At 64.2% G+C, this 23,014-nt stretch carries 24 protein-coding genes and 1 pseudogene; 17 read left to right on the top strand and 8 right to left on the bottom strand.

The features are described from left to right. Positions 1-186: 186 nt before the first annotated feature. Positions 187-597 (bottom strand): VOC family protein, encoded by a 411-nt coding sequence (locus ABIB78_RS35035; RefSeq protein ID WP_429033242.1) that lies wholly within the window; start codon positions 595-597, stop codon positions 187-189. A gap of 272 nt (positions 598-869) precedes the next feature. On the opposite strand from ABIB78_RS35035, the gene ABIB78_RS35030 reads away from it, so the two are divergent. The 6 genes and pseudogenes from ABIB78_RS35030 to ABIB78_RS35005 all read left to right on the top strand — a co-directional run bounded on the left by ABIB78_RS35030 (position 870) and on the right by ABIB78_RS35005 (position 4,498). Beyond that, complete coding sequence (locus ABIB78_RS35030) at positions 870-1,841, top strand: Bug family tripartite tricarboxylate transporter substrate binding protein (protein ID WP_429033241.1); 972 nt, start codon at positions 870-872, stop codon at positions 1,839-1,841. A gap of 118 nt (positions 1,842-1,959) precedes the next feature. Continuing rightward, on the top strand, positions 1,960-2,292 hold the full coding sequence (locus ABIB78_RS35025; RefSeq protein ID WP_429033239.1) for a DUF3551 domain-containing protein: 333 nt from the start codon (positions 1,960-1,962) through the stop codon (positions 2,290-2,292). A 139-nt stretch (positions 2,293-2,431) separates the two neighbouring features. Then, positions 2,432-2,887: an ArsR/SmtB family transcription factor gene (locus tag ABIB78_RS35020; protein WP_429033237.1), complete on the top strand. Its 456-nt coding sequence runs from the start codon at positions 2,432-2,434 to the stop codon at positions 2,885-2,887. Continuing rightward, positions 2,872-3,234: pseudogene (locus ABIB78_RS35015) on the top strand (SRPBCC family protein); the annotation flags it as partial. The gene ABIB78_RS35020 and the pseudogene ABIB78_RS35015, both read left to right, overlap by 16 nt. Before the next feature lie 18 nt (positions 3,235-3,252). Next, positions 3,253-3,990 (top strand): DUF899 domain-containing protein, encoded by a 738-nt coding sequence (locus ABIB78_RS35010; RefSeq protein ID WP_429033235.1) that lies wholly within the window; start codon positions 3,253-3,255, stop codon positions 3,988-3,990. A 151-nt stretch (positions 3,991-4,141) separates the two neighbouring features. Continuing rightward, positions 4,142-4,498: a DUF1428 domain-containing protein gene (locus ABIB78_RS35005; RefSeq protein WP_429033233.1), complete on the top strand. Its 357-nt coding sequence runs from the start codon at positions 4,142-4,144 to the stop codon at positions 4,496-4,498. A gap of 9 nt (positions 4,499-4,507) precedes the next feature. Here the strand turns inward: ABIB78_RS35005 and ABIB78_RS35000 are convergent, their stop codons facing one another. After that, positions 4,508-6,286 carry a patatin-like phospholipase family protein gene (locus ABIB78_RS35000; RefSeq protein WP_429033231.1) on the bottom strand — a complete coding sequence of 593 codons (1,779 nt, stop codon included), beginning with the start codon at positions 6,284-6,286 and terminating at the stop codon, positions 4,508-4,510. Then, positions 6,283-6,720 (bottom strand): hypothetical protein, encoded by a 438-nt coding sequence (locus tag ABIB78_RS34995; protein WP_429033230.1) that lies wholly within the window; start codon positions 6,718-6,720, stop codon positions 6,283-6,285. The genes ABIB78_RS35000 and ABIB78_RS34995 overlap by 4 nt, the downstream gene beginning before the upstream one ends. Before the next feature lie 226 nt (positions 6,721-6,946). Here ABIB78_RS34995 and ABIB78_RS34990 point away from each other — a divergent pair, with 226 nt between their 5' ends. The 5 genes from ABIB78_RS34990 (at position 6,947) to ABIB78_RS34970 (ending at position 10,413) form a co-directional block, all read left to right on the top strand. After that, positions 6,947-7,564: a hypothetical protein gene (locus ABIB78_RS34990; protein WP_429033227.1), complete on the top strand. Its 618-nt coding sequence runs from the start codon at positions 6,947-6,949 to the stop codon at positions 7,562-7,564. Beyond that, on the top strand, positions 7,551-7,973 hold the full coding sequence (locus ABIB78_RS34985; RefSeq protein WP_429033224.1) for a transcriptional regulator: 423 nt from the start codon (positions 7,551-7,553) through the stop codon (positions 7,971-7,973). The genes ABIB78_RS34990 and ABIB78_RS34985 overlap by 14 nt, the downstream gene beginning before the upstream one ends. A gap of 29 nt (positions 7,974-8,002) precedes the next feature. Then, on the top strand, positions 8,003-8,743 hold the full coding sequence (locus ABIB78_RS34980) for a di-trans,poly-cis-decaprenylcistransferase (protein WP_429033221.1): 741 nt from the start codon (positions 8,003-8,005) through the stop codon (positions 8,741-8,743). Positions 8,744-8,897: 154 nt separating this feature from the next. Continuing rightward, complete coding sequence (locus tag ABIB78_RS34975) at positions 8,898-9,053, top strand: response regulator (RefSeq protein ID WP_429033218.1); 156 nt, start codon at positions 8,898-8,900, stop codon at positions 9,051-9,053. A 121-nt stretch (positions 9,054-9,174) separates the two neighbouring features. After that, positions 9,175-10,413, top strand: a complete 1,239-nt coding sequence (locus ABIB78_RS34970) for a threonine ammonia-lyase (protein WP_429033216.1) — start codon at positions 9,175-9,177, stop codon at positions 10,411-10,413. A gap of 162 nt (positions 10,414-10,575) precedes the next feature. Here the strand turns inward: ABIB78_RS34970 and ABIB78_RS34965 are convergent, their stop codons facing one another. The 3 genes from ABIB78_RS34965 to ABIB78_RS34955 all read right to left on the bottom strand — a co-directional run bounded on the left by ABIB78_RS34965 (position 10,576) and on the right by ABIB78_RS34955 (position 12,188). Then, on the bottom strand, positions 10,576-11,106 hold the full coding sequence (locus ABIB78_RS34965) for a DUF1697 domain-containing protein (protein ID WP_429033215.1): 531 nt from the start codon (positions 11,104-11,106) through the stop codon (positions 10,576-10,578). Positions 11,107-11,113: 7 nt separating this feature from the next. Beyond that, positions 11,114-11,755 (bottom strand): glutathione S-transferase family protein, encoded by a 642-nt coding sequence (locus ABIB78_RS34960; RefSeq protein WP_429033213.1) that lies wholly within the window; start codon positions 11,753-11,755, stop codon positions 11,114-11,116. A gap of 115 nt (positions 11,756-11,870) precedes the next feature. After that, on the bottom strand, positions 11,871-12,188 hold the full coding sequence (locus tag ABIB78_RS34955) for a hypothetical protein (protein WP_429033211.1): 318 nt from the start codon (positions 12,186-12,188) through the stop codon (positions 11,871-11,873). Between the two features lie 268 nt (positions 12,189-12,456). Here ABIB78_RS34955 and ABIB78_RS34950 point away from each other — a divergent pair, with 268 nt between their 5' ends. Beyond that, on the top strand, positions 12,457-13,128 hold the full coding sequence (locus ABIB78_RS34950; RefSeq protein ID WP_429033208.1) for a dienelactone hydrolase family protein: 672 nt from the start codon (positions 12,457-12,459) through the stop codon (positions 13,126-13,128). Between the two features lie 64 nt (positions 13,129-13,192). Here the strand turns inward: ABIB78_RS34950 and ABIB78_RS34945 are convergent, their stop codons facing one another. Beyond that, complete coding sequence (locus tag ABIB78_RS34945) at positions 13,193-14,305, bottom strand: helix-turn-helix transcriptional regulator (RefSeq protein WP_429033206.1); 1,113 nt, start codon at positions 14,303-14,305, stop codon at positions 13,193-13,195. Between the two features lie 496 nt (positions 14,306-14,801). Here ABIB78_RS34945 and ABIB78_RS34940 point away from each other — a divergent pair, with 496 nt between their 5' ends. The 4 genes from ABIB78_RS34940 to greA all read left to right on the top strand — a co-directional run bounded on the left by ABIB78_RS34940 (position 14,802) and on the right by greA (position 21,214). Then, positions 14,802-15,935 (top strand): hypothetical protein, encoded by a 1,134-nt coding sequence (locus tag ABIB78_RS34940; RefSeq protein WP_429033204.1) that lies wholly within the window; start codon positions 14,802-14,804, stop codon positions 15,933-15,935. Between the two features lie 482 nt (positions 15,936-16,417). Next, on the top strand, positions 16,418-17,536 hold the full coding sequence (locus ABIB78_RS34935; protein ID WP_429033203.1) for an efflux RND transporter periplasmic adaptor subunit: 1,119 nt from the start codon (positions 16,418-16,420) through the stop codon (positions 17,534-17,536). Further along, complete coding sequence (locus ABIB78_RS34930; protein ID WP_429033201.1) at positions 17,533-20,679, top strand: efflux RND transporter permease subunit; 3,147 nt, start codon at positions 17,533-17,535, stop codon at positions 20,677-20,679. Before ABIB78_RS34935 ends, ABIB78_RS34930 begins: the two co-directional genes overlap by 4 nt. A gap of 52 nt (positions 20,680-20,731) precedes the next feature. Beyond that, positions 20,732-21,214, top strand: coding sequence for a transcription elongation factor GreA (greA, locus tag ABIB78_RS34925; protein ID WP_429033199.1), 483 nt, complete (start codon positions 20,732-20,734; stop codon positions 21,212-21,214). A gap of 16 nt (positions 21,215-21,230) precedes the next feature. Here the strand turns inward: greA and ABIB78_RS34920 are convergent, their stop codons facing one another. Next, a complete protein-coding gene (locus tag ABIB78_RS34920; protein ID WP_429033197.1) occupies positions 21,231-21,869 on the bottom strand; it encodes a GntR family transcriptional regulator in 639 nt (212 codons plus the stop codon). Positions 21,870-21,991: 122 nt separating this feature from the next. Between ABIB78_RS34920 and bioB the strand changes: the two genes are divergently transcribed. After that, positions 21,992-22,987, top strand: a complete 996-nt coding sequence (gene bioB, locus ABIB78_RS34915) for a biotin synthase BioB (protein ID WP_429033195.1) — start codon at positions 21,992-21,994, stop codon at positions 22,985-22,987. Positions 22,988-23,014: the final 27 nt, after the last annotated feature.

Genomic DNA, 23,014 nt, shown 5'->3' with positions numbered 1-23,014 from the left:
CCGTATTGGCGTGGCCTATCCACGTTATTGCAAGCCAACGGGTCGCGCGAACGCGCGCCCGATGACAGGTTCCGCGAAGCAATCCATGGGGCCGCCCGCCGAGGCGTGGATTGCTTCGTCGCTTCAGCGCAAAATTGCTTCGCAATTTTGTCGCGAGCTCCTCGCAATGACGGTACTTAGGAGCCGTTAGTTCTCATACGACGAGATCTCGATCAGACTGCCGTCAGGGTCGCGGCAATAGACTGAGCGCAGCGTGCCGCGCGCGCCCTGCTTGGCCACCGGGCCTTCCTCGATCCTGACGCCGTTGGCCTTCAGATGCGCGACCACTTCCTCGGGTGAGCTCGATGTCAGGAAGCAGAGATCGTCGCTGCCGGCCGCTGCATGATCGGCGGTGAACCAATCTACCTTGTCGGCATCGCCCGGCCGCACATTGATCTTCTGGTTGCCGAACACCAGCGAGGTGCGCGGTGTCTTGCCCTTGCCCGGGTCGAACACCTTCACCTCCATGCCGAGGATCCTGCTGTACCAGGCAACCGAGCGCACGACATCGGTGACGTTGATCACGAGATGGTCGAGCCCATTCACCTTGACGGACATGATCGATCCTTTTCGGTCCAGAGCGTTTTCGAACGAAGCCTGTCCCCGCACTTGATGCGGATGGACACCGGTTCGCGCGAAGAAAACGCGTCAAAACAAGAATTCGAAGCTCCGGCTTCTGTTGCAATCAGAGCCGAAGCTTAGTCTTTCGTCGCGGTCGGTGTCGCACGTGTCGCACTGGCCGCATCAGACATTGTTTGTTAAAACTGTGCCGCACGTAACGCAACAGAAACGGGCAGGGGGCCAAACCCTGCTGGATTGGGAGAGACTTCATGATTTCACGCCGCACAGCGCTGGGTCTGATCGGGTCGGGGATTTCGACATTCGCGATCGGCCGGGCTTCCGCAGCCGACTATCCGGCGCGGCCGGTGCGCTGGATCGTGGGTTATCCGCCGGGCGGCGCCACCGACATCATCGCGCGCCTGATCGGGCAGCGGCTGTCGGAGAGGCTCGGGCAGCAATTCGTGATCGAGAACAAGCCGGGTGCCGGCAACAATATCGGCACCGAGGCCGCGATCAATGCTGAGCCGGACGGTTACACCGTGCTGCTGGTCAATCCGGCGAACTACATCAACGCCTCGCTCTACGCCAATCTGAAGTTCAACTTCGTGCGCGACGTCGCGCCGGTCGCCTCCTTCAACCGCGTGCCGAACGTGATGACTGTCAACAAGGATGTGCCGGCAAAGAACGTCGCCGAGTTCATCGAGTATGTGAAGACCAATCCCGGCAAGGTGAACATGGCCTCGTCCGGCAACGGCACCTCGGTGCATCTGTCCGGGGAGATGTTCATGTCGATGACCGGCTGCAAGATGCAGCATGTGCCGTACCGCGGCGCCGCGCCGGCGATCACCGACATGCTCGGCGGCCAGGTGCAGGTGATCTTCGATAACATGCCCTCGATCATCCAGCACATCCGTTCCGGTTCGCTGCGCGCGCTCGGCGTGACGACGACGGATCGCTCCTCGCAACTGCCCGACGTGCCGGCGATCGCCGATACCGTGAAGGGCTATGAGGCGAGTGCTCTGTTCGGCATGGGCGCGCCGAAAAACACCCCGAAGGAGCTGATCGCCAGGCTCAACGCCGAGATCAACGCCGTTCTCGCCGAACCCGACATGAAGAAGCGCCTGGTCGAGCTCGGCGGCGAGCCGCTGATCCAGACACCGGATGCCTTCGGCAACGACATCAAGGCCGAGACCGACAAGTGGAAGAAGGTAGTCGAGTTCGCCGGGCTCAAGGTCGAATAGGCTTCGGGCTGAACATGCGGGACAAGTCCGGCTGCAAGCGGACTTGTCCCGCACCCGGGCTCTTAAAATTGACCGGCCTTGACGTCGAATAGGATGGCGTTCAGGAGCCTAGCCCGATATGCCGCGCTTGATTGACTGCGGCGTCTTGAGAGTCGGAACAGGTTGGATCATGCGCACATCGCGATTGGCAGTGCTTGTCTTGGCAACGATGACGCTTGCCGGTACGGCGGGCATCAAGCCAGCGTCCGCCGACCCTTATGACTATCCGTGGTGCGCGCAGGGGCCCAGCCTGGGCTATCCCGGCGAATGCGCCTATCAAACCTACGAGCAGTGCCTCGCGAGCGTATCGGGGCGCTATCTCGCTTGCGGAGAAAATCCGCGCTTCCTGTTTCGCGAGCCACCGCCGCCGCGCCGCCATCAACGCCGGCACCGGACCGTCTACCCGGATTAGCAGCCGCGCTTTGCAACTGGCTTTGCCGCAAGGTGCCTGTTGCCGACATCCCGGTGTTCGTCCTGACACTGCGCTCGTCCTGACGCGATCGTGAAGGGTCGCGCTTGACGCCGCGCCGTTTGCGTCTATACTAAACCACATGGTTAAGTATAAGGACGAGACGCTGGACCGCACCTTTGCGGCGCTTTCCGACCCTACCCGCCGCGCGCTGCTGGCGCGGCTCGGCGAGCGGGAAAGCCTGTCGGTGAGCGAGCTGGCGCAGCCATTCACGATGTCGTTGCCGGCGATCATGAAGCATCTCGACGTGCTCACCGATGCGGGCCTCGTCGGGCGCGAAAAGACCGGCCGCACCGTGGCGTGCCGGCTCACCGCGAGGCCGATGGAGCAGGCGATGAACTGGCTCAATCGCTACGCGCAATTCTGGTCCGACAATCTCGATCGCCTCGCCGCTTTTGTGGAGGAAGACCCATGGCAAACAAATCCGCAGTCGCAGCCGACGCCGGCCTTGCCGCGCGCCCAAGCCTCACCCTCACGCGGCGCCTCCGCGCCCGGCCGGAAAAGGTCTACGCCGCGTGGACCGAGCCGGAAAACCTAGCGCGGTGGTTCGGGCCGGGTCAGGTCAAACCCGGCACGACGCAGGCCGAGCTCGATGTCCGCGTCGGCGGGCGCTACCGGATCAAGTTCACCGGTTCGAACGGCGAATATCACGAGGTTGGCGGCATCTATCGCGAGGTGGTGCCGAACGAGAAGCTCGTGTTCAGCTGGGCCTGGCATTCGACGCCGGAGCGCGAGTCCGAGGTGACAGTATCGATCAAGCCCGACGCCGGCGGCACATTGCTCACCTTCCATCACGCGCAGTTCGTCGACGAGACCGCGCGCGACAACCACCAGCGCGGCTGGACCGAATTCCTTGGCAATCTGGCACAGTACGTCGACGCCTGAACCGCAAAGGAGCATCTCATGCAACAGCACAAGATCGTTTCACGCGAAGAATGGATCGCAGCCCGCAAGGCGCTGATGGCCCGCGAGAAGGAACTCACCCAGGCCCGCGAGGCGCTGAGCCGGCAGCGCCGCGAGCTGCCGTGGGTGAAGGTCGACAAGGACTATGTGTTCGGCGGGCCGAACGGCAAGGCGACGCTCGGCGATCTTTTCAAGGGCAGACCGCAGCTCGTGGTGCAGCACGTGATGTTTGCGCCGGAGTGGGACGCAGCATGCAAGAGCTGCTCGTTCTGGGTCGACGGCTTCGAGCGCATGGTTCCGCATCTGGCCGCGCGCGACACCACGATGGTCGCAATCTCGCTGGCGCCACTTGCCAAGCTCGAGGCGTTCAAAAAGCGGATGGGTTGGAACTTCGACTGGGTGTCGTCCGGCGACAATGATTTCAACTATGACTATGGCGTGTCGTTTACGCCCCTGCAGATCGACGCAGGGGACGCGCAGTACAATTATGGTACGACCCCGCTCTACGGGCCCGAACTGCCCGGAATCAGCGTCTTCTTTCGCGACGAGGCCGGCACCGTTTTCCACACCTACTCGACCTTCGCGCGCGGCCTCGACATGATGAATGCCGCCTATCACTATCTCGACCTGACGCCGCTCGGCCGCCACGAGGAGGGATTGCCCTATCCGATGGACTGGGTGCGGCTACGTGACCAATACCAACCGGCGCCGGTTCAGGCATCCTGCTGTCACAGCTGACGCGCAACGCGTCACGCGCCCGTCATTGCGAGCGCCGCGAAGCAATCCATAACGCCACAGGCATTGAGATGGATTGCTTCCGCCTTCGTCAAGTCTTCGGCGGACAAGTCGTCGCCTCGCGTCGGGCAATGACAGCAAAAAGGAAACCCCAATGCCATACGTCGATGGTTTCATCGTCGCCGTGCCGAAGAAGAAACTCAAAGCCTATGCGCGTCTCTCGAAGACGGCCGGCAAGGTCTGGCGGGAGTATGGCGCGCTGGATTATCGCGAATGGGTCGCCGATGACGTCAAGCCGGGCAAGCTGACCTCGTTTCCGCAGAGCGTGAAGCTGAAGGCCGGCGAAACCGTCGTGTTCGCCTGGATCACCTACAAGTCGCGCGCCCAGCGCGACAGGATCAACGCCAAGGTGATGGCCGATCCCCGCCTGGCGTCGATGGGCAGTGGCGACGTGCCGTTCGATGCCAAGCGAATGATCTATGGCGGCTTTGCGAGCCTCGTGAAGGTGTGACGATCCTCGTCACTTTCGCTTCTGCGCGGTCATGCTCTCCAGCATTGGCGGCTTGATATCCGTGTTCAGGCTCTTGAGCACGTCGTCGAGCTGGCGGCGATTCTCCGCGGCGCGACCGATGACCGCGCGAAGATCAGCGGCCATCGTCTCGGCCATGCCCGGCGTGTAGTGGCGGCTCGCGAGAAAATTGTCGATCTGCCCTTCGTCGAAATTGAAGGTCACATCCATCGCATCGAGCGTGCCGAGCGAGAGCACCCAGCTCATGGCGGTGTAGGCGTTGTCGCCGAGGGGCTTGAGATCGAACGAGTGAAACTCGGCATTCTCCAATCCGGACGCCCTTGTGTCGGAGACCCGCTTGGCGCCGAGGACGCCGCGCGCACCGCGCGTATGATAGAGACCGCCGATGATTGACGTGACCTCGATTAGGAAGGGCGAGCGCGGCTCGGCCGTCGCCGGCTCGACCTTGACCGGCTTGCCGCCGGTATGCCGTGCGAGATCCTCCTGGCTCATGGTGTCGTCGTTCAGGATCTCGATGATGACGATCTTGCGGGTGCGTCCGGTTCGCTTTAGATAGCGCGCGAGGTCATAGACGGTCTCCATGCCGCCATTCTCGAAGTAGCCGCCATCGATGATACGCCCGTTCGTTGTCTCGCCGTTGACCATGCGTCCCGGCGGACTGACGATCGTGAAGCGCGCGGAATTGAGCACCGCGGTCGACGCGCGGATCGGCGCCGGCGCCAGATCGTAGAAATCGTAGGTGTCCTCGAACGCGTCCGTTTCGACGCGGATCGGCGCCGTGATGATCCGCTTGCCGGTCTCGACATACGTGCCGTTGGCGAGCACGATCGGCACCCATCGGCCGTCGTCGCGCCGCAGCCGGGACTTGCCCCAGATGTCGGTGTACTCGCCGGCAAAGCGTCCCTTCGTCGGGCACGGCGGCTGCTTGCAGGCCGCGGTGAACTGATCCCATCCGATCTCGAATGCCTCCTCCAGGGAAATGGCGCGGTCGGGCAAGGCCGGTGCCGGCAGGAAGCGCTGCAGCAGGTCGGTGAACAGCAGCCCGCCGATGGCGGGCGACAGATAGTCTTTGCCGAAGAAGGTCTGCACGAAATCGCGCCGGGCCTCCTTGGCGGATGCTTCCGAATCCATCGGACGATCGGCGAGCCATGCCGCATAGCCGATCGCGCCGAGGGAGCCGCCCGAGACGCTGCTGACGGCGAATACATGATCGGAGAATTTGCCGTTGCTGCGCTCATCCAGCGCACGCAGGACGGTGCCGGTCCAATATGCGGCGCGTGAGGCCCCGCCGGCCGCCGCGACGAGGACCATCGGCTCGTTGGGCGCGCGACCGGCCTCCCATCGCGCCAGGGCCTGCTCGAGCGAGGGGCGGGCCGACATGTCGGCGGTGGCCGGGAGGCCGCGGACGAGATGATTGTCGTTGAACAGGCTGAACACCACGAAGGCGATGCCTCCCAGCAGGACGATCGGTATCCTCTGCTGCCGCACCAGAAAGATCAGCAGGCTAGTGATCGGGATGATGCACCCGATCGCGCCATAGGCGAGGGCCGCGGGCCCCAAGGCCCAGGCGAATTGGGTGCGGACGACCGAAATCCAAAGCAACACAAAGATCGCCAACGAGATCACGACGGTCGCGGCGATGAAAGCCCAATCGCCGCGCACAAGCCGGATTGCGGCGAAGGGCTGTACGCCCGGCTGCGCACCGAATCGTGCCGTGCGGTAGACGAAGAAGCCCAGGAGAAGAGCGGCGGCTATCGAGAAGAAGGTCAACCGACCCAGGCATCCTGGAAGCCGTGCCGCGCACTGAGCGGCATCGCGACGATTGCGCCCAGCAGAGGTGCAATCCCGAAGCCGCGGCGGAGATAGCGAAACCAAAGCGGCTGCGGCTGCATCTGCCGCGTCTTGTAGAGCAGGTTCGACCAGTACCACGCGTTGACGCCGGACCATACGCAGGCCAGCAGGAATGCAGCCCATCGGCCTATGGTCGGCCATGCATCCTTCGGTATCGTCCAGCTACTCATCGTGGCGTTGGCGCTGTCGACGAGCGCCCGAACAACGTCTCGGCCCTGATCCAGGTACAGCAGTGCGACGCCACCGATGGCGAGGCAGATGACGATGATGCGGAGATCCTCGACCGTGCGATAAAGCCTTCGCAGGCTTCGAAAAAACTGGCCGATGCGATTGAGATGCTGGGCGAGGTTCATGAAAATCTCCCGGCAAAAACCCGTGCGGACCGGCCGCGGAGTGCTCCGGTCAGAGAAATGGTCGCCGCTCTGAAATTGTGCCGAATGCTATCGCAACCAAAGCGTGAATGGCAATCCGGTGTTTACCGTGTTTGAACCGGGCCCGGTCGGCTTTCCGCCCCCGGCGGTCGGCCTTGCGTTTACTTGGCAATCCCGTATACTTTGCGTTACAAAGTGCGGGCGAATCATGCGCGACCTCGACAAGGCGTTGGCCGATATTCTCGCGATCCGCAGCCAGATTGCGGCAGGAACTGCTTTTCGCGGCTACGGTCCCGCGACGGTGGCAGCCACCAGCGGCATCGCCCTCGTCACGGCCCTTGCGCAATATCTCTGGCTCGATGATCCGACCAATCATCCGATCGTGTTCCTGACGGGCTGGGCCGCAGCCGCGTTGCTGTCAGCGTTGCTGATCTGGATCGAGATGCAGGCGCGTTCGCGGCGGCATCATTCGGGCCTCGCCGACGCGATGGTGCAGCAGGCGATCGAGCAGTTCGCTCCCGCGGCGATCGCCGGCGTGCTGCTCGCGATCCTGCAATGGAAATTCGCGCCCGAGACGCTGTGGATGCTGCCCGGCCTGTGGCAGGTTCTGGTCAGCCTCGGTGTGTTTGCGTCGGTCCGCCTGCTGCCGCGCACGATCGCGCTCGGCGGCGCCTGGTACTTCGTGTCGGGCTTCACGGTGCTGCTGATCGCAAGCCAGAGTCACGCGCTGTCGCCCTGGACCATGGGACTGCCCTTTGCGATCGGCCAGTTGCTGCTCGCAGCACTGCTGTATTTCGCTTCCGGAGGCAATGATGCCGAAGACTGACCTGACCACCGCGCCATTCGCCTATGATGGCCTCGACCGCGTCATCCACGAGAAGGCACGGCTCGGATTGCTGACGTCGCTGATGGCGCATCCGAAAGGGCTCGCCTTTGCCGATCTCAAGCAGTTCTGCGGCCTGACCGACGGCAATCTCAGCCGGCATCTCCAAGTGCTGCAGGAGGCCGGCCTCGTCGACGTCATCAAGGGCTATGAAGGCAATCGCCCGCACACCACCTGCCGTCTGACCAAGAGCGGACGCCGCCGATTCCTCGATTATCTCGCGGTGCTCGAGCAGCTTGTGCGCGACGCGGCCAAGGCCGCCGGCAAGCCTGAAAAGGCCGCCGGCAAGGTTGAAAGGGCGGCCGGCAAGGACGAAGGCGCATCTGGCCGCCTTGGTATCCAGCCGGTTTGATCATCCCATTTTTGCCCGGAGACTTTGTGATGCAAAGTAACGTCGCGCTCAAGCCGATGGCCATCGCCCGGTTGCATGTCGGCATCATCATGGACGGCAACGGCCGCTGGGCGACGCGGCGCGGCCTGTCGCGCCTGCGCGGACACGAAGCGGGCGTCGAGGCGATCCGTCGCATCGTCGAGGCCGCGCCGGACCAGGGCGTCGGCACGCTGACACTCTACGCGTTCTCGAGCGACAATTGGCGCCGTCCGAAGGCCGAAGTCACGGCGCTGATGGGGCTATTGCGGTTCTATCTCGCCAACGAGGTCGCCGCCCTCGTGCGCAACGGGGTCCGCCTCACCGTGATCGGCCGCCGCGACCGGCTGCCCGAGGGTATCGCTGCCGCGATCGCGCGCGCCGAGACCGCGACGGCCGGCGGCACCACGCTGCATCTGCGCATCGCAATCGATTATTCGGCCCGCGACGCCATCCTGAACGCCGCGGCGCGCGCGGCCGGCATCGGCGAGCTGAGTCGCGAGACCTTCGCCGATCTCATCACCGGCGAAGCCGGGCTTCGCGACGTCGATCTGATCATCCGCACTTCGGGCGAGAAGCGGTTGTCGGATTTCCTGCTCTGGGAAGGCGCCTATGCCGAGCTGCATTTCACCGAGCGGATGTGGCCTGAATTCGATTCCGACGATCTCGCCGACGCACTCGCCTCCTTCCATGGCCGCGAGCGCCGCTTCGGCGGGCTGACTGCGATCGCGCCGGCGGAGGTGCCCAACCTCTAGCGCGAGCGGTTGCGCCGTATGGTCGGTCACCGCTTCGAATCGGATGAAGGTGCAGCGCGGCCCATCGGCGCGCCGCCGGCCGTTCCGCGAGCCGCGTTGAACCTCGCAGCGTTGCGCGCGACCTAACTTCGGGGCGTGGCTCTGGAGGTCGCAAATGACTGCTTTGGCTCGATCGATCGCACGCGCGTTTCCAGCCAATTCGCTTCGCAGCAGCATCGCCCGGCATGTTGCACTGTTCGCCCTTGCGGTGCTGTTCGTCGCGGCGCTCGGGGCAAGCTACGGCCTCGATCTCAGCGCGGGTTTCTTCTAGCAATGCGCTGGCCGGCCCGTCCAAGCCGGCGGAACAGGTGTTGACCGCACGATAGCGCGGTCGTTTTCGGCGCCGAAACCCGCTAGGTTCCGTTTGACGAAACGGTCCAAAGCGAAACCCGATGCCGCATCCTTCCGATACACAAGCTGCGACCCATGCCGCTGTAACTCTTGCCGACGTGCGCCGTGCCGCCGAGGTCATTCGGGACTCGGTCACGGTCACGGCGTGCAACGAGAGCCGCACGCTGGGCGAGATCTGCGGCTGCCGCCTGTTCCTCAAATTCGAGAACCTCCAGTTCACGGCGACCTTCAAGGAGCGCGGCGCGCTGAATCGCCTGCAGGCGCTGTCCGCCGAGGAGCGCAAGCGCGGGGTGATCGCGATGTCGGCCGGCAATCATGCCCAGGGCGTGGCCTATCACGCGAAGCGGCTCGGCATCCCCGCCACCATCGTGATGCCGATCGGCACGCCGATGGTGAAGATCGAAAACACCAGGCGGCACGGCGCCGAGGTCATCATCACCGGGCAGACGCTGGAGGAATGCTTCGCGTTCGTCGGCGCGTATGCCGCGCAGAAGGGCCTGATCCTGATCCATCCCTATGACGATCCGCTGATCATTGCTGGCCAGGGCACGATCGGGCTCGAAATGCTCGAAGCCGTGCCCGAGCTCGATATTCTGGTGGTGCCGATCGGCGGCGGCGGGCTGATCTCGGGCATCGCCACGGCCGCGAAGGCGCTGAAGCCGTCGGTGCAGATCGTCGGCGTGCAGGCCCAGCTCTATCCATCGATGTACAACGCCATCCGCGGTGAGCAGTTGCCAATGCGCGGCGACACGCTTGCCGAGGGCATCGCGGTCAAGGCGCCCGGTCAAATCACCACCAAAATCGTCCGCGACCTCGTCGACGACATCGTCCTGGTCAGCGAGGACCAGATCGAGCGCGCGGTCGCGACCCTGATCTCGATCGAGAAGACGGTGGTCGAGGGCGCCGGCGCTGCCGGTCTCGCGGCGGTGCTCGCGGCGCCGGAGCGCTTTGCCGGCAGCTCAGTCGGCCTCGTATTGACCGGCGGCAATATCGACACGCGGCTGATCGCTTCGGTCCTGACCCGCGAGCTCGCGCGCGAGGGCCGGCTGACGCAACTGGCGCTCGACATCGTCGACCGGCCCGGACAGCTTGCGGCGGTGTCGATCCTGCTTGCGGATGCCGGCGCCAACATCATCGAGGTCTCGCACCAGCGGACCTTCTCCGATCTGCCGGCGAAGGCGACGCTGCTCGAGCTGGTGATCGAGACCCGCGACCGCGCCCATCTGGAGGACGTGCTGGCCAGGCTCGGCGCCGAAGGATTCGTGGTGCGGGAGAGCTAGCAATGCGATCCGCGCCGAACCGTCATCCTGAGGAGGCCGCAACGCGGCCGTCTCGAAGGATCGACGGCCACCGGCCGGGCCGTGCATCCTTCGAGACGCGCGGAGCCCGTCATCGGGCCGCGCTTCGCGCGGGCCCGTTGGCGCTCCTCGGGACGACGGGTGTTAGGTTCCTGGACTGGGCTTAGTCGCCGCCGCCAGCTCGGCGAGCTTCGCGACCGTGTTGAGGTTGCGCGCGGTGCCCTTGGCGGCGGCGGGGATCTTCAGCTTCGAGTGGCCCATGCCGCTGCCATAGGCGACATAGATTTCGCGCTTGCCGAGCCGCACCTGCTCGTCCTGCTGGCCCTTGATGTCTTCCAGCGCGTTCTTGGGCGGTGGCTCGTCGAGGAAGATCGCAACAGTAGAGTTCGGCGGCGCTTTCGGAAACGGATTGGCCTTCAGCACAGCGGCGATCTCGTCCGCGCTGCGGACCGCGACGCCGACCGGCTTGCCGCCATAGGCGTACAGCCGGTTCTCCAGCGCGGCCTTGACGCTCGCTGCGCCGAGCTTCGAGGAGAACACGACATTGCCGCTGGCGATGTAGGTCTGCACGTTGGCAAATCCCTCGTCGACGCACATCGCCTTCAACTCGGTCATCGGCAACTTGCCGGTGCCGCCGACATTGACCGCGCGCAGCAGAGCGACATAACGCGGCATTACGACCTCACGTCAGCAGCAGCGCCATGCCCGGATCGCCCTTCTGCATCGCGCGCTGATAGGCCGGGCGTGCGGCGATGCGGCCGAGATAATTCCTGATGTCGGGGCAGCGGCCGAGGTCGTAGGGCAGAAAATAACGCATCGTCGTCAGCGAGAAGCCGATCATGATGTCGGCCGTCGTGAACGCATCGCCCGCGAGATAATTGGCGCCGCGCACCCGCGCCTCGATCAGATCGAACGAACGGTCGACCCGCGCTTTGGTTGCCACCAGGATCGGATTGTCGGGTGCGAGGTTGAGGCGGTGCAAGATCATGCTGCGGCCCATCTGTGCCTGCAGTGTGCCGTTGGCGAAGTGAAACCAGTACAGGAACTGCGCAAAGTCAGGATGGTCAGGCTTCAGCGTCAGCCGTCCGTTGCCGTATTTGGCGACGATGTACTCGACGACCGCGCCGGATTCGGCCAGCACCAGCTCGCCGTCGGTGATGACAGGGGCGGTGCCGATCGGGTGCAGCGCCTTGTAGTCGGCCGGCGCGAGCACCGTGACGGGATCTCGCGCGTAGCGCTTCAGCTCATATGGAATCTCCAGCTCCTCGCACAGCCAGACGATGCGCTCCGATTGCGACTTGCCGAGATGGTGAACGGTGAGCATGAGCACTCCCTGGAGCAATTCGAGCGAAGTGGATACCGGTTCGCGTGAAGAAAATGCGCCAAAACAAGAATCTAGCGCCCCGTTCTGATTCAAGCGGAACGGAAAAAGGCTCTTGTCAGGCGTCCTCTTTCTTCTTCGCAGGCTTCTTCTCAGATTTCTTGGCCGGCGGCGGCTCCTCCATCGCCTTCTTCATGGCGCGGGCGTAGGCATCGGCGGCGTTCTCCGCCGAATTCTGCAGCCGCTTGGCGGTCGCGGTCGCGTTCAGCATGGTGCTCTTGGCCAGGAAGCGGAAGCGCGCCTTGATCTCCTTGTCCTTCGCCTTGGCCGCGCGCGCGATCCAGACGGCCTGGCGCTTCTTGGCAGCCGCCATCACGGCCTTGGTTTGCGCTTTTGCGGTTTGCCGGATGACGGCGTCGAGGTCGGCTTCGGCCATTCAGATGCACTCATTGACTGGACGTGCGCCGGGCGGCGCACGGAGGAAGGGGAGCTATCACTAGCGTAACCGGTGCCGTTTGAACACCGGTCAGGCGCTCTATCGGGCGCGCCGCTCGGCATGATATAGCAGCGCGCCGGGCCAGGGCTACGCAGTCCAATCGAGGTTTCGATGCCAGCAATCTGCCGACGGAGCCTGCTTGGCGGGCTTGCCCTGCTGGCGGCATCGCCTTCGCTTGCGGCCGCAACCGCCGAGACGCTGAGTGTGGATGCCGGCGAAGGCCGGGTCACTCTCAACCGTTTTTGCCGCCGGGCGCACCGGCAAGCGGCCGGCCGTGCTTGTCCTGCACGGTTCGCGTGGCTTCGATCTCAGGCCGCAGGCCTATGAGCGTTATGCCAATGCGCTGACGGCAGATGGCATCGACGCCTATTTCGTCCGCTACTACACGCCGGCCGACGAGCAGGCGTTCGAGGTAATGCACACGCGCGAGCGCCGCGAGACCTACGAGGCCGGGCGGTTCGATGCCTGGGCCGCGCGCGTCTCCTCCGTGCTGACCTCGGTGCTGGCAGGCGCGGACAGTTCCGGCCGGATCGGACTGCTCGGCTTTTCGCTCGGCGGCTACGTTGCCGCGGCTGCAGCGGCCCGTGACGAGCGGGTGTCTGCGCTGGCCGTGCTGTATGGCGGCATGCCCGACAAGATTGCGCCCGAGGTCAAGCATCTGCCGCCGATGATCGAGCTGCACGGCGACGCGGACCGCAACGTGCCGCTTGCCAGCGGTGAAAGGCTTGTCAGGCTCGGCAAGTCGGTCGGCGCCGCGGCGGAGATCGTCCGATATCCGGGCAAGGCGCACGGTTTCGACTTCGCGGACAATGACCCAATGACCGCCGACGCGGTCAGCCGTATTGCCGGCTTCTTCCAGGCTCGCCTGAGCACGGCCTAAGCGCCGCGCCTTGTTTGAGCATGATCCTCTCGGAAAACCGCCTCGCACTTTTCCGGATCATGCTTTACTTCGCCGACGAACCGGGCGGCACCTTCGCGCCGGCGAGCAATCCGGCCAGCTCCACCTGTCGGCCCAACCCGGTCTTCGCCAGCACGGCCTTGAACTGGTTGCGCACCGTTTCGCGGGAGATGCCGAATGCGACGGCGATTGCCTCGACGGTTCGGCCTTCGCCGATGCCGCGCGCGACGCGCGCTTCCGCCGGCGTGAGGTCGAACAGACCCTGCAGCACTTCCGCGTTCGGAACCTCGGCCGGCACCACCGGCGTCACGATCACGATCGCCAGCGCGCGATCGAACAGGTCACGTGCAGCACCTTGGACCGGGACCAGATGCACGATCAGCGGCGGCTGATCTTCCTGCGCGGCGATCGGCACTGAGCGGACCTCCAGGCTGATCAGTCCCTGATCGAGCGCCGCCAGCGCCTGTGCGAACAGCGCATCGGCAGTGGTCGCCGCCAGCGTCAGGCGGTCGGCGCGATCCTGCATCACGTCGGGCACCAGGCGGTCGAACAGCGTGTTGGCCGCCATCAGACGGCCGCCGCGCCGGAGCACCGCCGCGGGCAGTCCAAGCATCGCCAGCGACTCGGTAGCCGCCCTGGCGCGCTCCATTCCGAGCCGCGCCGACAGCAGCGCCGCACGCGCCAGATGCGGGCGCAGCGCGTCGAGCTGCTCGATCGCCTCCCGCTCGATCGGTCCGTGCTGGTATTCGCGCTCGACGCTATAGATCAGCACGTCGCCGCTCGGCACCGGGATCGCGGTGCCGGCACCCCATCCGAGCCCGCGCGGGCGGAAGAATTCGCGGATCTGGAAATCCTGCTGCACCTCCTCGGGCGTATCGAACACGTCGATGTCGCGCAGGAAGCCGGCATGGTTGGCCGCGAGCAGGCGCGGCAGCCGTCCGTTGCGCTCGTGCCAGCCGCCTTCGAGATAGGCAACGGTATCGTCGTGCATATCGGGGGATGCGACCCAGCGGACGTCGTGTGGGGCTGCCGTCAACAGCACGATACCGCGCGCACGCGTGATCCCGCCGACCTGATGCAGCACATTCGGCCAAAGCTCGGGGACGACCGCCGCCTCATAGGCCAGTTCAATCAGATGCTCGTGCAGGTCGTTCGCCATCGGCCATCCCGGAAAATTCGTTGCCCAATAGATAAACCCATCGACCGCGGAAATATTGCGTAGAGCAATTCGGCCCGGCCCACGAGTCCGGGCTATTCCGGGGCACTCAAGGCATCGCGAGGCATTCCGGCGTTTGCCGGCTTTTGCGCGCGGGCGCGCGAGCTGCGCCTCGCTTGGCGGCCGCGGCCAAGGTCGCCGGAGGTCAAGCCCAAGACGTAGCAGTCAATATCTGGCGATAGCGTCCCCGCCGCCACGCGCCGCATCGCTGCGTCCCGCGAAATTGAAGTCGCGCGGCGATCGGAAATATTCTGAAGCGTTTCGAAATGCTTTCGGCACGAACGAGGGGGATCTTCAGCCTGCCAGCGTCACACGTTTGCAACGCTGCTCGCGATCGTTCGACCATGAACATCCTTTAATTTGTATCCGTGCAATCCATAGCGCCAGCTAGGCGGTCATCTCTCATTCATTCGAGCCATCGTCGGCTCAGCGAGGGCCGATGATCAGTCGCAGGGCGCTTTCCGGATTGTTGATGACGCTGGTCGGACCCTCGTCCGTCACCGGCAACACGCTGGCGCTGAGCCATTGCCACGGATCGTGCGCGAATATCGACCTGCCGGCCCTTGGCTACGACGAGTTCTGCCGGTCGTTCTTCGATATCGCGGCAAGCGGAAAGCTGCGCGCGGTCGCAACCGGTCCGGACATTCGCACGGAGATGCGGTCTTTGTTCCGGGAGCGGCGGCTTTATCGGCCATCCCGCGACGAGCTCCGGATTCTCCGGCGCGACACGGCGGATGGATTTTCCGTCGTGAAGGTCGAGTTCGATCTGGAATGCGGCGTGCCGGTGCGCGGATGCCTTGGGATTCCCGACGGAGAATTCAAGGGATTGATCCTGCTCGGCCACGGAATGGCGAGCACGCCGGAGCGATGCTTCGATGATGCCGACAAGGATTACATGAATGCGCTCGGCAAGCATCTCTGCCAGGACGGTTACGTCGTCTGGTGTCCTTACATCGTCCAGATCGGAAATCAGGAAAGCCAGAATAATATTGCCGCGATGCTGGCATCCCATGCCGTCTCGGCGCACAATTTGTCGTGCGCCTCGCTCGACGCGGGCGAAATCGTCTGCAGGAAGGTGACCGGAGCATCCGGTCTGAATGTCGGTGTCTACGGGGTGTCCTGGGGTGCGTTTCTCGCGTTGCATCTGGAAGCCGCGACGGGGCGGATGCAGCCGACCGTCGTCTCTGGATATATGCGCGACGAGAAGAAGTTCCTGATGTCATCCGTCATCAGCAAGAACCTCGGCATCGAACTCGCGGCCTACATTCATTTCAGCAACGGCCGCGCCAAATACACCGGCGCAGAGCTGGCGTACCTGCTCTGCCCATGCCCGCTGTTCGTCGAGATCGGCAGCCGCGACGGTGCAAATGCCATGAAACTTGGGCGGGATGAGAAGTTTTCGGAAATGCGGTCCGTCTACGCATCGTCAGGCCATCCGCATCTGATCGACATCGATGTCTTCGATGGCGTGCACGAGGTCGGAGGCAAGCGCGCAAGGCCATGGCTGTACGACCACCTGGCGTCGCCGACCTATCAAGCGACGTCTCGGTTGAAGAACGCCATCGCGTTGTGAGCGGCATGGGCCGCTGCCTCGGCTTTCCGATACGCAGTCAAACACGCGTCATCTTGCAGGCACCACGTCTGACCTCGACCTTACCGAGGTAGCGCTGGCGTGCATCACATTGATGGGAGCCTTCGGTGTGCGCGACATGCTCCGAGCCGGACGGCGCGGTTGCAATCGCCGTACTATCGCAGCGCCGCGACGTTTCTCAAAGCTATCCGTCACCCGGATCACCGGAGCGACGCAACGGGATTGTCGGATTGGGCGCGTTATGATTTCCTGCAAGGCGCCTTGCCCATCCTGACCTTTCCGGTCTGAGGGAACTCGACGTCATATCCGTCTCGTAGAGCTTGTTGGTAGCCGAAGGGTTGGACCGCATGAGTGGTACGGAACGAATGCTCGGTGGATTGGCAGGGCTTCTCGTATCGGCGGGATTGGCGGCGATCGGGATTTCGGCGGCTCACGCTCAGGCGGGCCCGCCCGGGCCTCCTGCCGTGGGCGTGTTCGAGGCGGTGAAGCGGCCGATCACCGAATCCAGCGAATTTCTGGGACGCATCGAGGCCACCAACCGCGTCAACGTGGTGGCGCGCGTCACGGCGTTCCTGGAGAAGCGGAACTTCGTCGAGGGTGCCGAGGTCAAGGCCGGCGACCTGCTCTATCAACTCGAGCGCGGCCCGTTCGAGGCCGATCTTGCATCGAAGAAGGCGCAGGTTGCCCAATTGCAGGCGACGCTGGTCAACGCCAAGCTGACTACCGATCGCGCCAAGGCCCTGATGGGCGGTCCGGCCGGCCAGCAATCCAACGTCGACGCGGCGGTCGCCAACCAGCAGAGCCTCGAGGCGCAGGTGCAGGCCGCGCAGGCGCAGGTCGACCTGTCGCAGATCAATCTCGACTACACCGAGATCCATTCGCCGATCGACGGCAAGATCGGGCGCACCGCGGTCACTGAGGGCAACGTCGTGACGCCGAGCTCGGGAACCCTGACGACGATCGTCAGCCAGGATCCGATGTACGTCACGTTCCCCGTGCCGGTGCGCGAGGCGCTCGATTTGCGCGACCGCTATGCGACGCGCGGCGGCTTCAAGGCTGTCGTCATTCGCGTGCGGCTGCCGGACGGCCGACTCTATGAGAAGGCAGGTGAGCTGAATTTCGTCAACAACACGATCGCGCAGAACACCGATACTATTTCGTTGCGCGGCACGATTCCGAATCCGTCGGCGTACACTTCCGTCGCAGCCGGCGGCGACATCCGCGAGCTCACCGACAATGAGTTCGTGACCGTTCTGCTGGAAGGCGTGCAGCCGGTCGAGGTATTGGCGATCCCTCGCTCGGCGGTGCTGTCGGACCAGCAGGGCGAATATGTCTACGTCGTCGGCGCGGATAACAAGGCCGAACAACGGCGGGTCCAGCTTGGGCAATCGACGTCGACGATTGCGGCGGTGACGAGCGGCATCTCGCTTGGCGACAAGGTCGTCGTCGAGGGATTGCAGAAGGTCAAGCCGGGTGAGGTGGTCGCGCCGGGACCTGCCAGCGCGCTGATCCAGTCGAGCATGAAGGTTTCGGCGGACGGTGGCGCCAGCAGCACGCCGAAATCGACGGGCAACAACCCATGATTTCAGCTGTCTTCGTCGATCGTCCGCGGCTTGCGATCGTCATCGCGTTCGTGATCACGATCGCGGGCGCGCTGGCGCTGATGCAGATTCCGGTCGCCCAGTTCCCCGACATCGTGCCGCCGCAGGTCACGGTCTCGGCCGTGTTCCCCGGCGCGTCGGCTGAAGTGGTCGAATCGAGCGTCGCCCAGCCGCTGGAAGCGCAGGTCGTGGGCGTCGACAAGATGCTCTACATGAAGTCGACCAGCGGCAATGACGGCAGCTACACGCTGACGGTCTCGTTCGCACTCGGCACCGACCCCGACATCAACACCGTCAACGTCAACAACCGGGTGCAGAGCGCGCTCGCGCAATTGCCGACCGAGGTGCAGGCGCAGGGCCTGACCGTGCAGAAGAAATCCTCGGCGGTGCTGCAGTTCATCGTGCTGTATAGCAAGAGTAGCGAGCAGGATCCGCTATTCATCACCAACTACGCCATCATCAACGTGCTGGACGCGATCTCACGCACGCCCGGCGTCGGACAGGCGTCGCTGTTCGCGAAGCTGAACTATTCGATGCGGATCTGGTTCGACACCCAGCGTCTCACCAGCCTCAATCTGGCGCCGTCGGACGTGATCGCCGCGATCCGCGCCCAAAGCGTGCAGGCGCCGGTCGGCCGCATCGGCGCGCGACCGATCAGCAATGACCAGCAGTTCCAGTTCAACGTGCAGACCCAGGGCCGCCTGACCACGTCGGCGCAGTTCGGCAACATCGTGCTGCGGGCCAATCCGGACGGATCGGTGCTGCGGATCAAGGATGTCGCCCGCGTCGAGATCGGCGCGCAGAACATGGACTCGGAGTCGCGGATCGACGGCAATCCCGGCGTGCCGATGGGAATCTATCTCGCGCCCGGAGCCAATGCCGTGACCACGGCCAAGGCGGTGCAGGCCACGCTCGCGCGGCTGTCGGAGCGGTTTCCGCCGGGGCTGACCTACCTCGTGCAGTACGACTCCACGACCTTCGTCTCCGATACGATCAAGGAAGTGATGAAGACGCTCGGCGAGGCCTTCGTGCTCGTCGTGATCGTGGTGTTCCTGTTCCTCGGCAACCTGCGCGCCACGGTGATCCCGGCGGTGGCGGTTCCGGTCAGCCTGATTGGCGCCTTCGCGGTGCTGCTGGCGCTCGGCTATTCCGCCAACACGGTCTCGCTGCTGGCGATGGTGCTCGCGATCGGCATCGTGGTCGACGACGCCATCGTGGTGGTCGAGAACGTCGAACGTGTCATGGAGGAGGAGCCGGATCTGTCGCCGGCCGACGCCACCAAGAAGGCGATGGCGCAGATCACGGCCCCGATCATCGCGATCTCGCTGGTGCTGCTCTCTGTGTTCGTGCCGATCGCGTTCATCCCCGGTATATCCGGCACGCTGTTCCGCCAGTTCGCGGTGACGATCAGCGCCGCAATGGTGATCTCGGCGCTCAATGCGCTGACATTGTCGCCGGCGCTGTGCGCCGTGTTCCTGCGCCATGGCGGGCCGCGTCGCGGCATCATGGGACGGGTGCTAGGCGGCATCGACTGGGTGCGCGACCGCTACGCCGGCGTGGTGCAGCGGCTGGTCCGCGTCGCGGTGTTGTCACTGGTCGCGGTGCTTGTGTTTGCCGGCGCGGTGTTCGGCGTGTCGAAGATCACGCCGACCGGCTTCCTGCCCGAGGAAGACCAGGGCGCCTTCTTCATCGCGGTGCAATTGCCTGACGGCGCGTCGGTGGCGCGCACCAGCGAGGTCACCAAGCAGGTCGAGGCGCTCTTGAAGAAAAATCCGGCGATCGACCATGTGCTGTCGATCATCGGCTTCTCGCTGCTCGACGGTGCCAGCGAGCCCAATTCGGCATTCATGGTGTCGCGCATGAAGGCGTTCACCGATCGCAAGGCCGTCACCGACTCGGTGCAGGCCGCGATCGGGCAGACCTTCGTGGGGGGATCGCAGATTCGCCAGGCGTCGGTGCTGCCGTTCAACCTGCCGCCGATCATCGGGCTTTCGACCTCCGGTGGCTTCGAATATCAGCTTGAGGCGTTGGAAGGGCAGGATCCGGCTTCGCTCAGCAGCGTGATGGGCGGGCTGATCGGTGCTGCGAACCGCAATCCTAGTCTGGCCCGCGTGTTCTCGACCTTCACCGCGACCAACCCATCGGTCTATCTCGATATCGATCGCGCCAAGGCGCAGGCGCTCGGCCTCAACATGGCCGACGTCTTCACCGCGCTGCAGGCCACGCTCGGCGGCATCTACGTCAACAATTTCAACCTGTTTGGCCGCACCTGGCAGGTCAACGTGCAGGGCGATGCGGCCGACCGCCGCGACATCCCTGACATCTGGCAGATCTATGTACGCAACACCGGCGGCGAGATGGTGCCGATCCGCTCGATCGCAAGCCTGCGGATCGTGACCGGACCGCAGGTGATCACGCGCTACAACAATTATCGTTCGGTCACGGTGAACGGCAGCCCGGCGGCGGGCGTGTCGTCGGGCACCGCGATCTCGACGATGGCCGACCTCTCCAAACCAACGCTGCCGGCCGGTTATTCCTATGAATGGACCGGCACCGCCTATCAGGAGCAGGCGGCTTCCGGGCAGACCGGCATCATCCTCGGGCTCGCGGTGCTGTTTGCCTATCTGTTCCTGGTGGCACTGTATGAGAGCTGGACGATCCCGATTCCCGTGCTGCTGTCGGTCACGGTCGGCGTGTTCGGTTCCTATCTTGCGATCAAGCTCGCGGGCCTGAATCTCGATCTCTACGGCCAGATCGGCCTCGTGGTGCTGATCGCGCTCGCCGCCAAGAACGGCATTCTGATCGTCGAATTCGCCAAGGAGCAGCGCGAGGCCGGCAAGCCGATTACGGAGGCCGCGACGATGGGCGCGCAAATGCGCTTCCGCGCCGTCATGATGACATCAATTGCTTTCATCCTCGGCCTGGTTCCGCTGGTGGTCGCGACCGGCGCCGCCGAAATCAGCCGTCGTGCCGTGGGCACCGCGGTGTTCGGCGGCATGCTCGCCGCAAGCTCGATCGGCATTTTCCTGGTGCCGATGCTCTTCGTCACCTTCCAGGGCTGGCGCGAGGGTGCCAAGAGCCGCTTTGGTCGTCGCAGCAAGGCGGAACAGCCAGCGTCGCATTAGCGACGCGAGTGAGAAGCGGCTATACTGGCTTTCTCATCGATGGAGTTCCGGATTGAGCGTTGCCTTCACCAAGGAAGAAAGTGCCGAGACTGCGTCCGAAACGCTGTTGCCGGACCGTCCCATTTCGCCGCATCCCAATCTGGTGACCGAAGCAGGACGCAAGGCGTTGGAGCGACAGCTGCAGGAGGCGCGCGAGGCCTACGAGGCCGCGCAGCAACTGGACGACGTCAACGAGCGGCGACGGCAGTCGGCGGTTCCGTTGCGCGACGCACGCTATCTCACGGAACGGCTCCGCACGGCGCAGCTCGTCCCCGATCCTGCGTCGACCGAAGCCGTTGCGTTCGGAAGCACCGTGACCTTCAGCCGCGCCGACGGCCGCGTGCAGACCTATCGCATTGTCGGCGAGGACGAAGCCGATCCAAAGGCAGGCTCGATCTCCTTTATTTCGCCGGTGGCGCGATCGCTGATGGGGAAGGCCTTGGGCGACGTCGTAGGTGCGGGCGATCAGGAGCTGGAGATCGTCGCGATCGCTTAGCGGATCGCAGCTCCGATCACGCCGCCGGCAGCGCCAGCCGCTCGATCGTCTGAATATGCCGCGCGAGCAGGCTGCAGGCCTGCTCGATGTTGCGTGCGCGCAGGGCCTGCAGAATCACGCGGTGGTCCTGGCTGGGCCGCGGCCGCCAGCCGGCGTTGCGGGCCATCGCGAACACCAATCGCGAATTTGCGAGTTGCAGGCCGTCGAGGCTGGCGAGCAGTCGCGGCATCGCGCAAGGTGCCACCAGCGCGTGATGAAAGGCGCGATTGGCCATCTCGAAATCCTGAATCGTCTCTGCATTGTCGCCTTCGATCAATGCGAGTTCGATCCGTGCCAGATGGGCCGATGTGAATTTGGAAGCGGCATTGCGTAACGCGACCACCTCGAGCGCGGCGCGCATCTCGGCGATCTCTCTCACCGATTTGGTGTCGAGCGGAGCAACCCGCACGCCGCGACGGGGTACCGCAACGACGAGATGCTGAGCCTCCAATTGCCTGAAGGCCTCGCGCACTGGAACGTGGCTGGAATGAAATTCCCGCGCCACATGATCCTGCCGGAGCGGAGCATCCGGCGGCAATGCACCGCTGATGATGCGCTCGCCGATCGAGGCGGCAATGCGCCCGGCGGTCGTCGTATTCTCGCCGTCGTCGGTCATAGATTATCTATCATAAAAACGGGTGCGCTCTCACTCGGCCTCGGCTAGCATCGTTCTAAGGTATCGATCATAGATAATGTTCCAGATTATCTATGATCGATCACAAACAAGAAGGCAAGCCTATGGTTGATGTGGTGGAAATCGAACGGATCGAGAGCCGCGCCTGCGCAGCGCCTCGCAAGACCTGGGAACGGGCCGAGGCTGAGGCGCTCTATAACCGGCCGTTCGCCGACCTGATGTTTCAGGCGCAGGGCGTTCATCGCGCCAACTTCGATCCGAACCACGTCGAAACCGCAAGTCTGCTCAGCATCAAGACCGGCGGCTGTCCGGAAGACTGCGGATACTGCTCCCAGAGCGCGCATTACGACACCGGCCTGAAGGCCACCCGCCTGATGGCGCAGGACGACGTGGTCGCGGTCGCGCAGCGCGCCAAGGATGCCGGCGCAACCCGCTTCTGCATGGCCGCGGCCTGGCGCAGTCCCAAGGACCGCGATCTCGATCAGGTCTGCGACATGGTCAGCGCCGTGAAAGGGCTGGGCATGGAAACCTGCGTCACGCTCGGCATGCTGACGCCTGACCAGGCCGAACGGCTCTCCGAAGCCGGGCTCGATTTCTACAACCACAACGTCGATACCTCGCCGGAATTCTACGACAAGATCATCACCACCCGCACCTTGCAGGACCGCATCGATACGCTCGCGCATGTGCGCGACGCCGGCATCAAGGTCTGCTGCGGTGGCATTATCGGCATGGGTGAGCAGGTCGAAGACCGGCTCGGCATGCTGATGCTGCTTGCCAATCTACCCAGCCATCCGGAGAGCGTGCCGATCAATCTGTGGAACGAGGTCAAGGGCGTGCCGGTCAACGACACCGCCGAGCGTCCCGATCCGATCGCGCTGGCGCGGCTGGTCGCGACCGCGCGGATCATGATGCCGAAGAGCGTGGTGCGGCTGTCGGCCGGACGGCAGTACATGACCGATGAACTGCAGGCGCTGTGCTTCCTCGCCGGCGCGAATTCGATCTTCATCGGCGACGTGCTATTGACCACCAGGAACCCGCAGCGCGATCGCGACGCCAACCTGCTGGACCGGCTCGGCATCAACTCCGCCCTCGCCTGACCGTAACCTTCGGCGCGCGCGGCGCGG

Origin of the sequence: Bradyrhizobium sp. I1.14.4, from assembly GCF_050435825.1 — a bacterium.
Classification (GTDB): domain Bacteria; phylum Pseudomonadota; class Alphaproteobacteria; order Rhizobiales; family Xanthobacteraceae; genus Bradyrhizobium.
The sequence above is the reverse complement of the archived record's forward strand: the minus strand, read 5'-3'. Positions and strand labels throughout refer to the sequence as shown.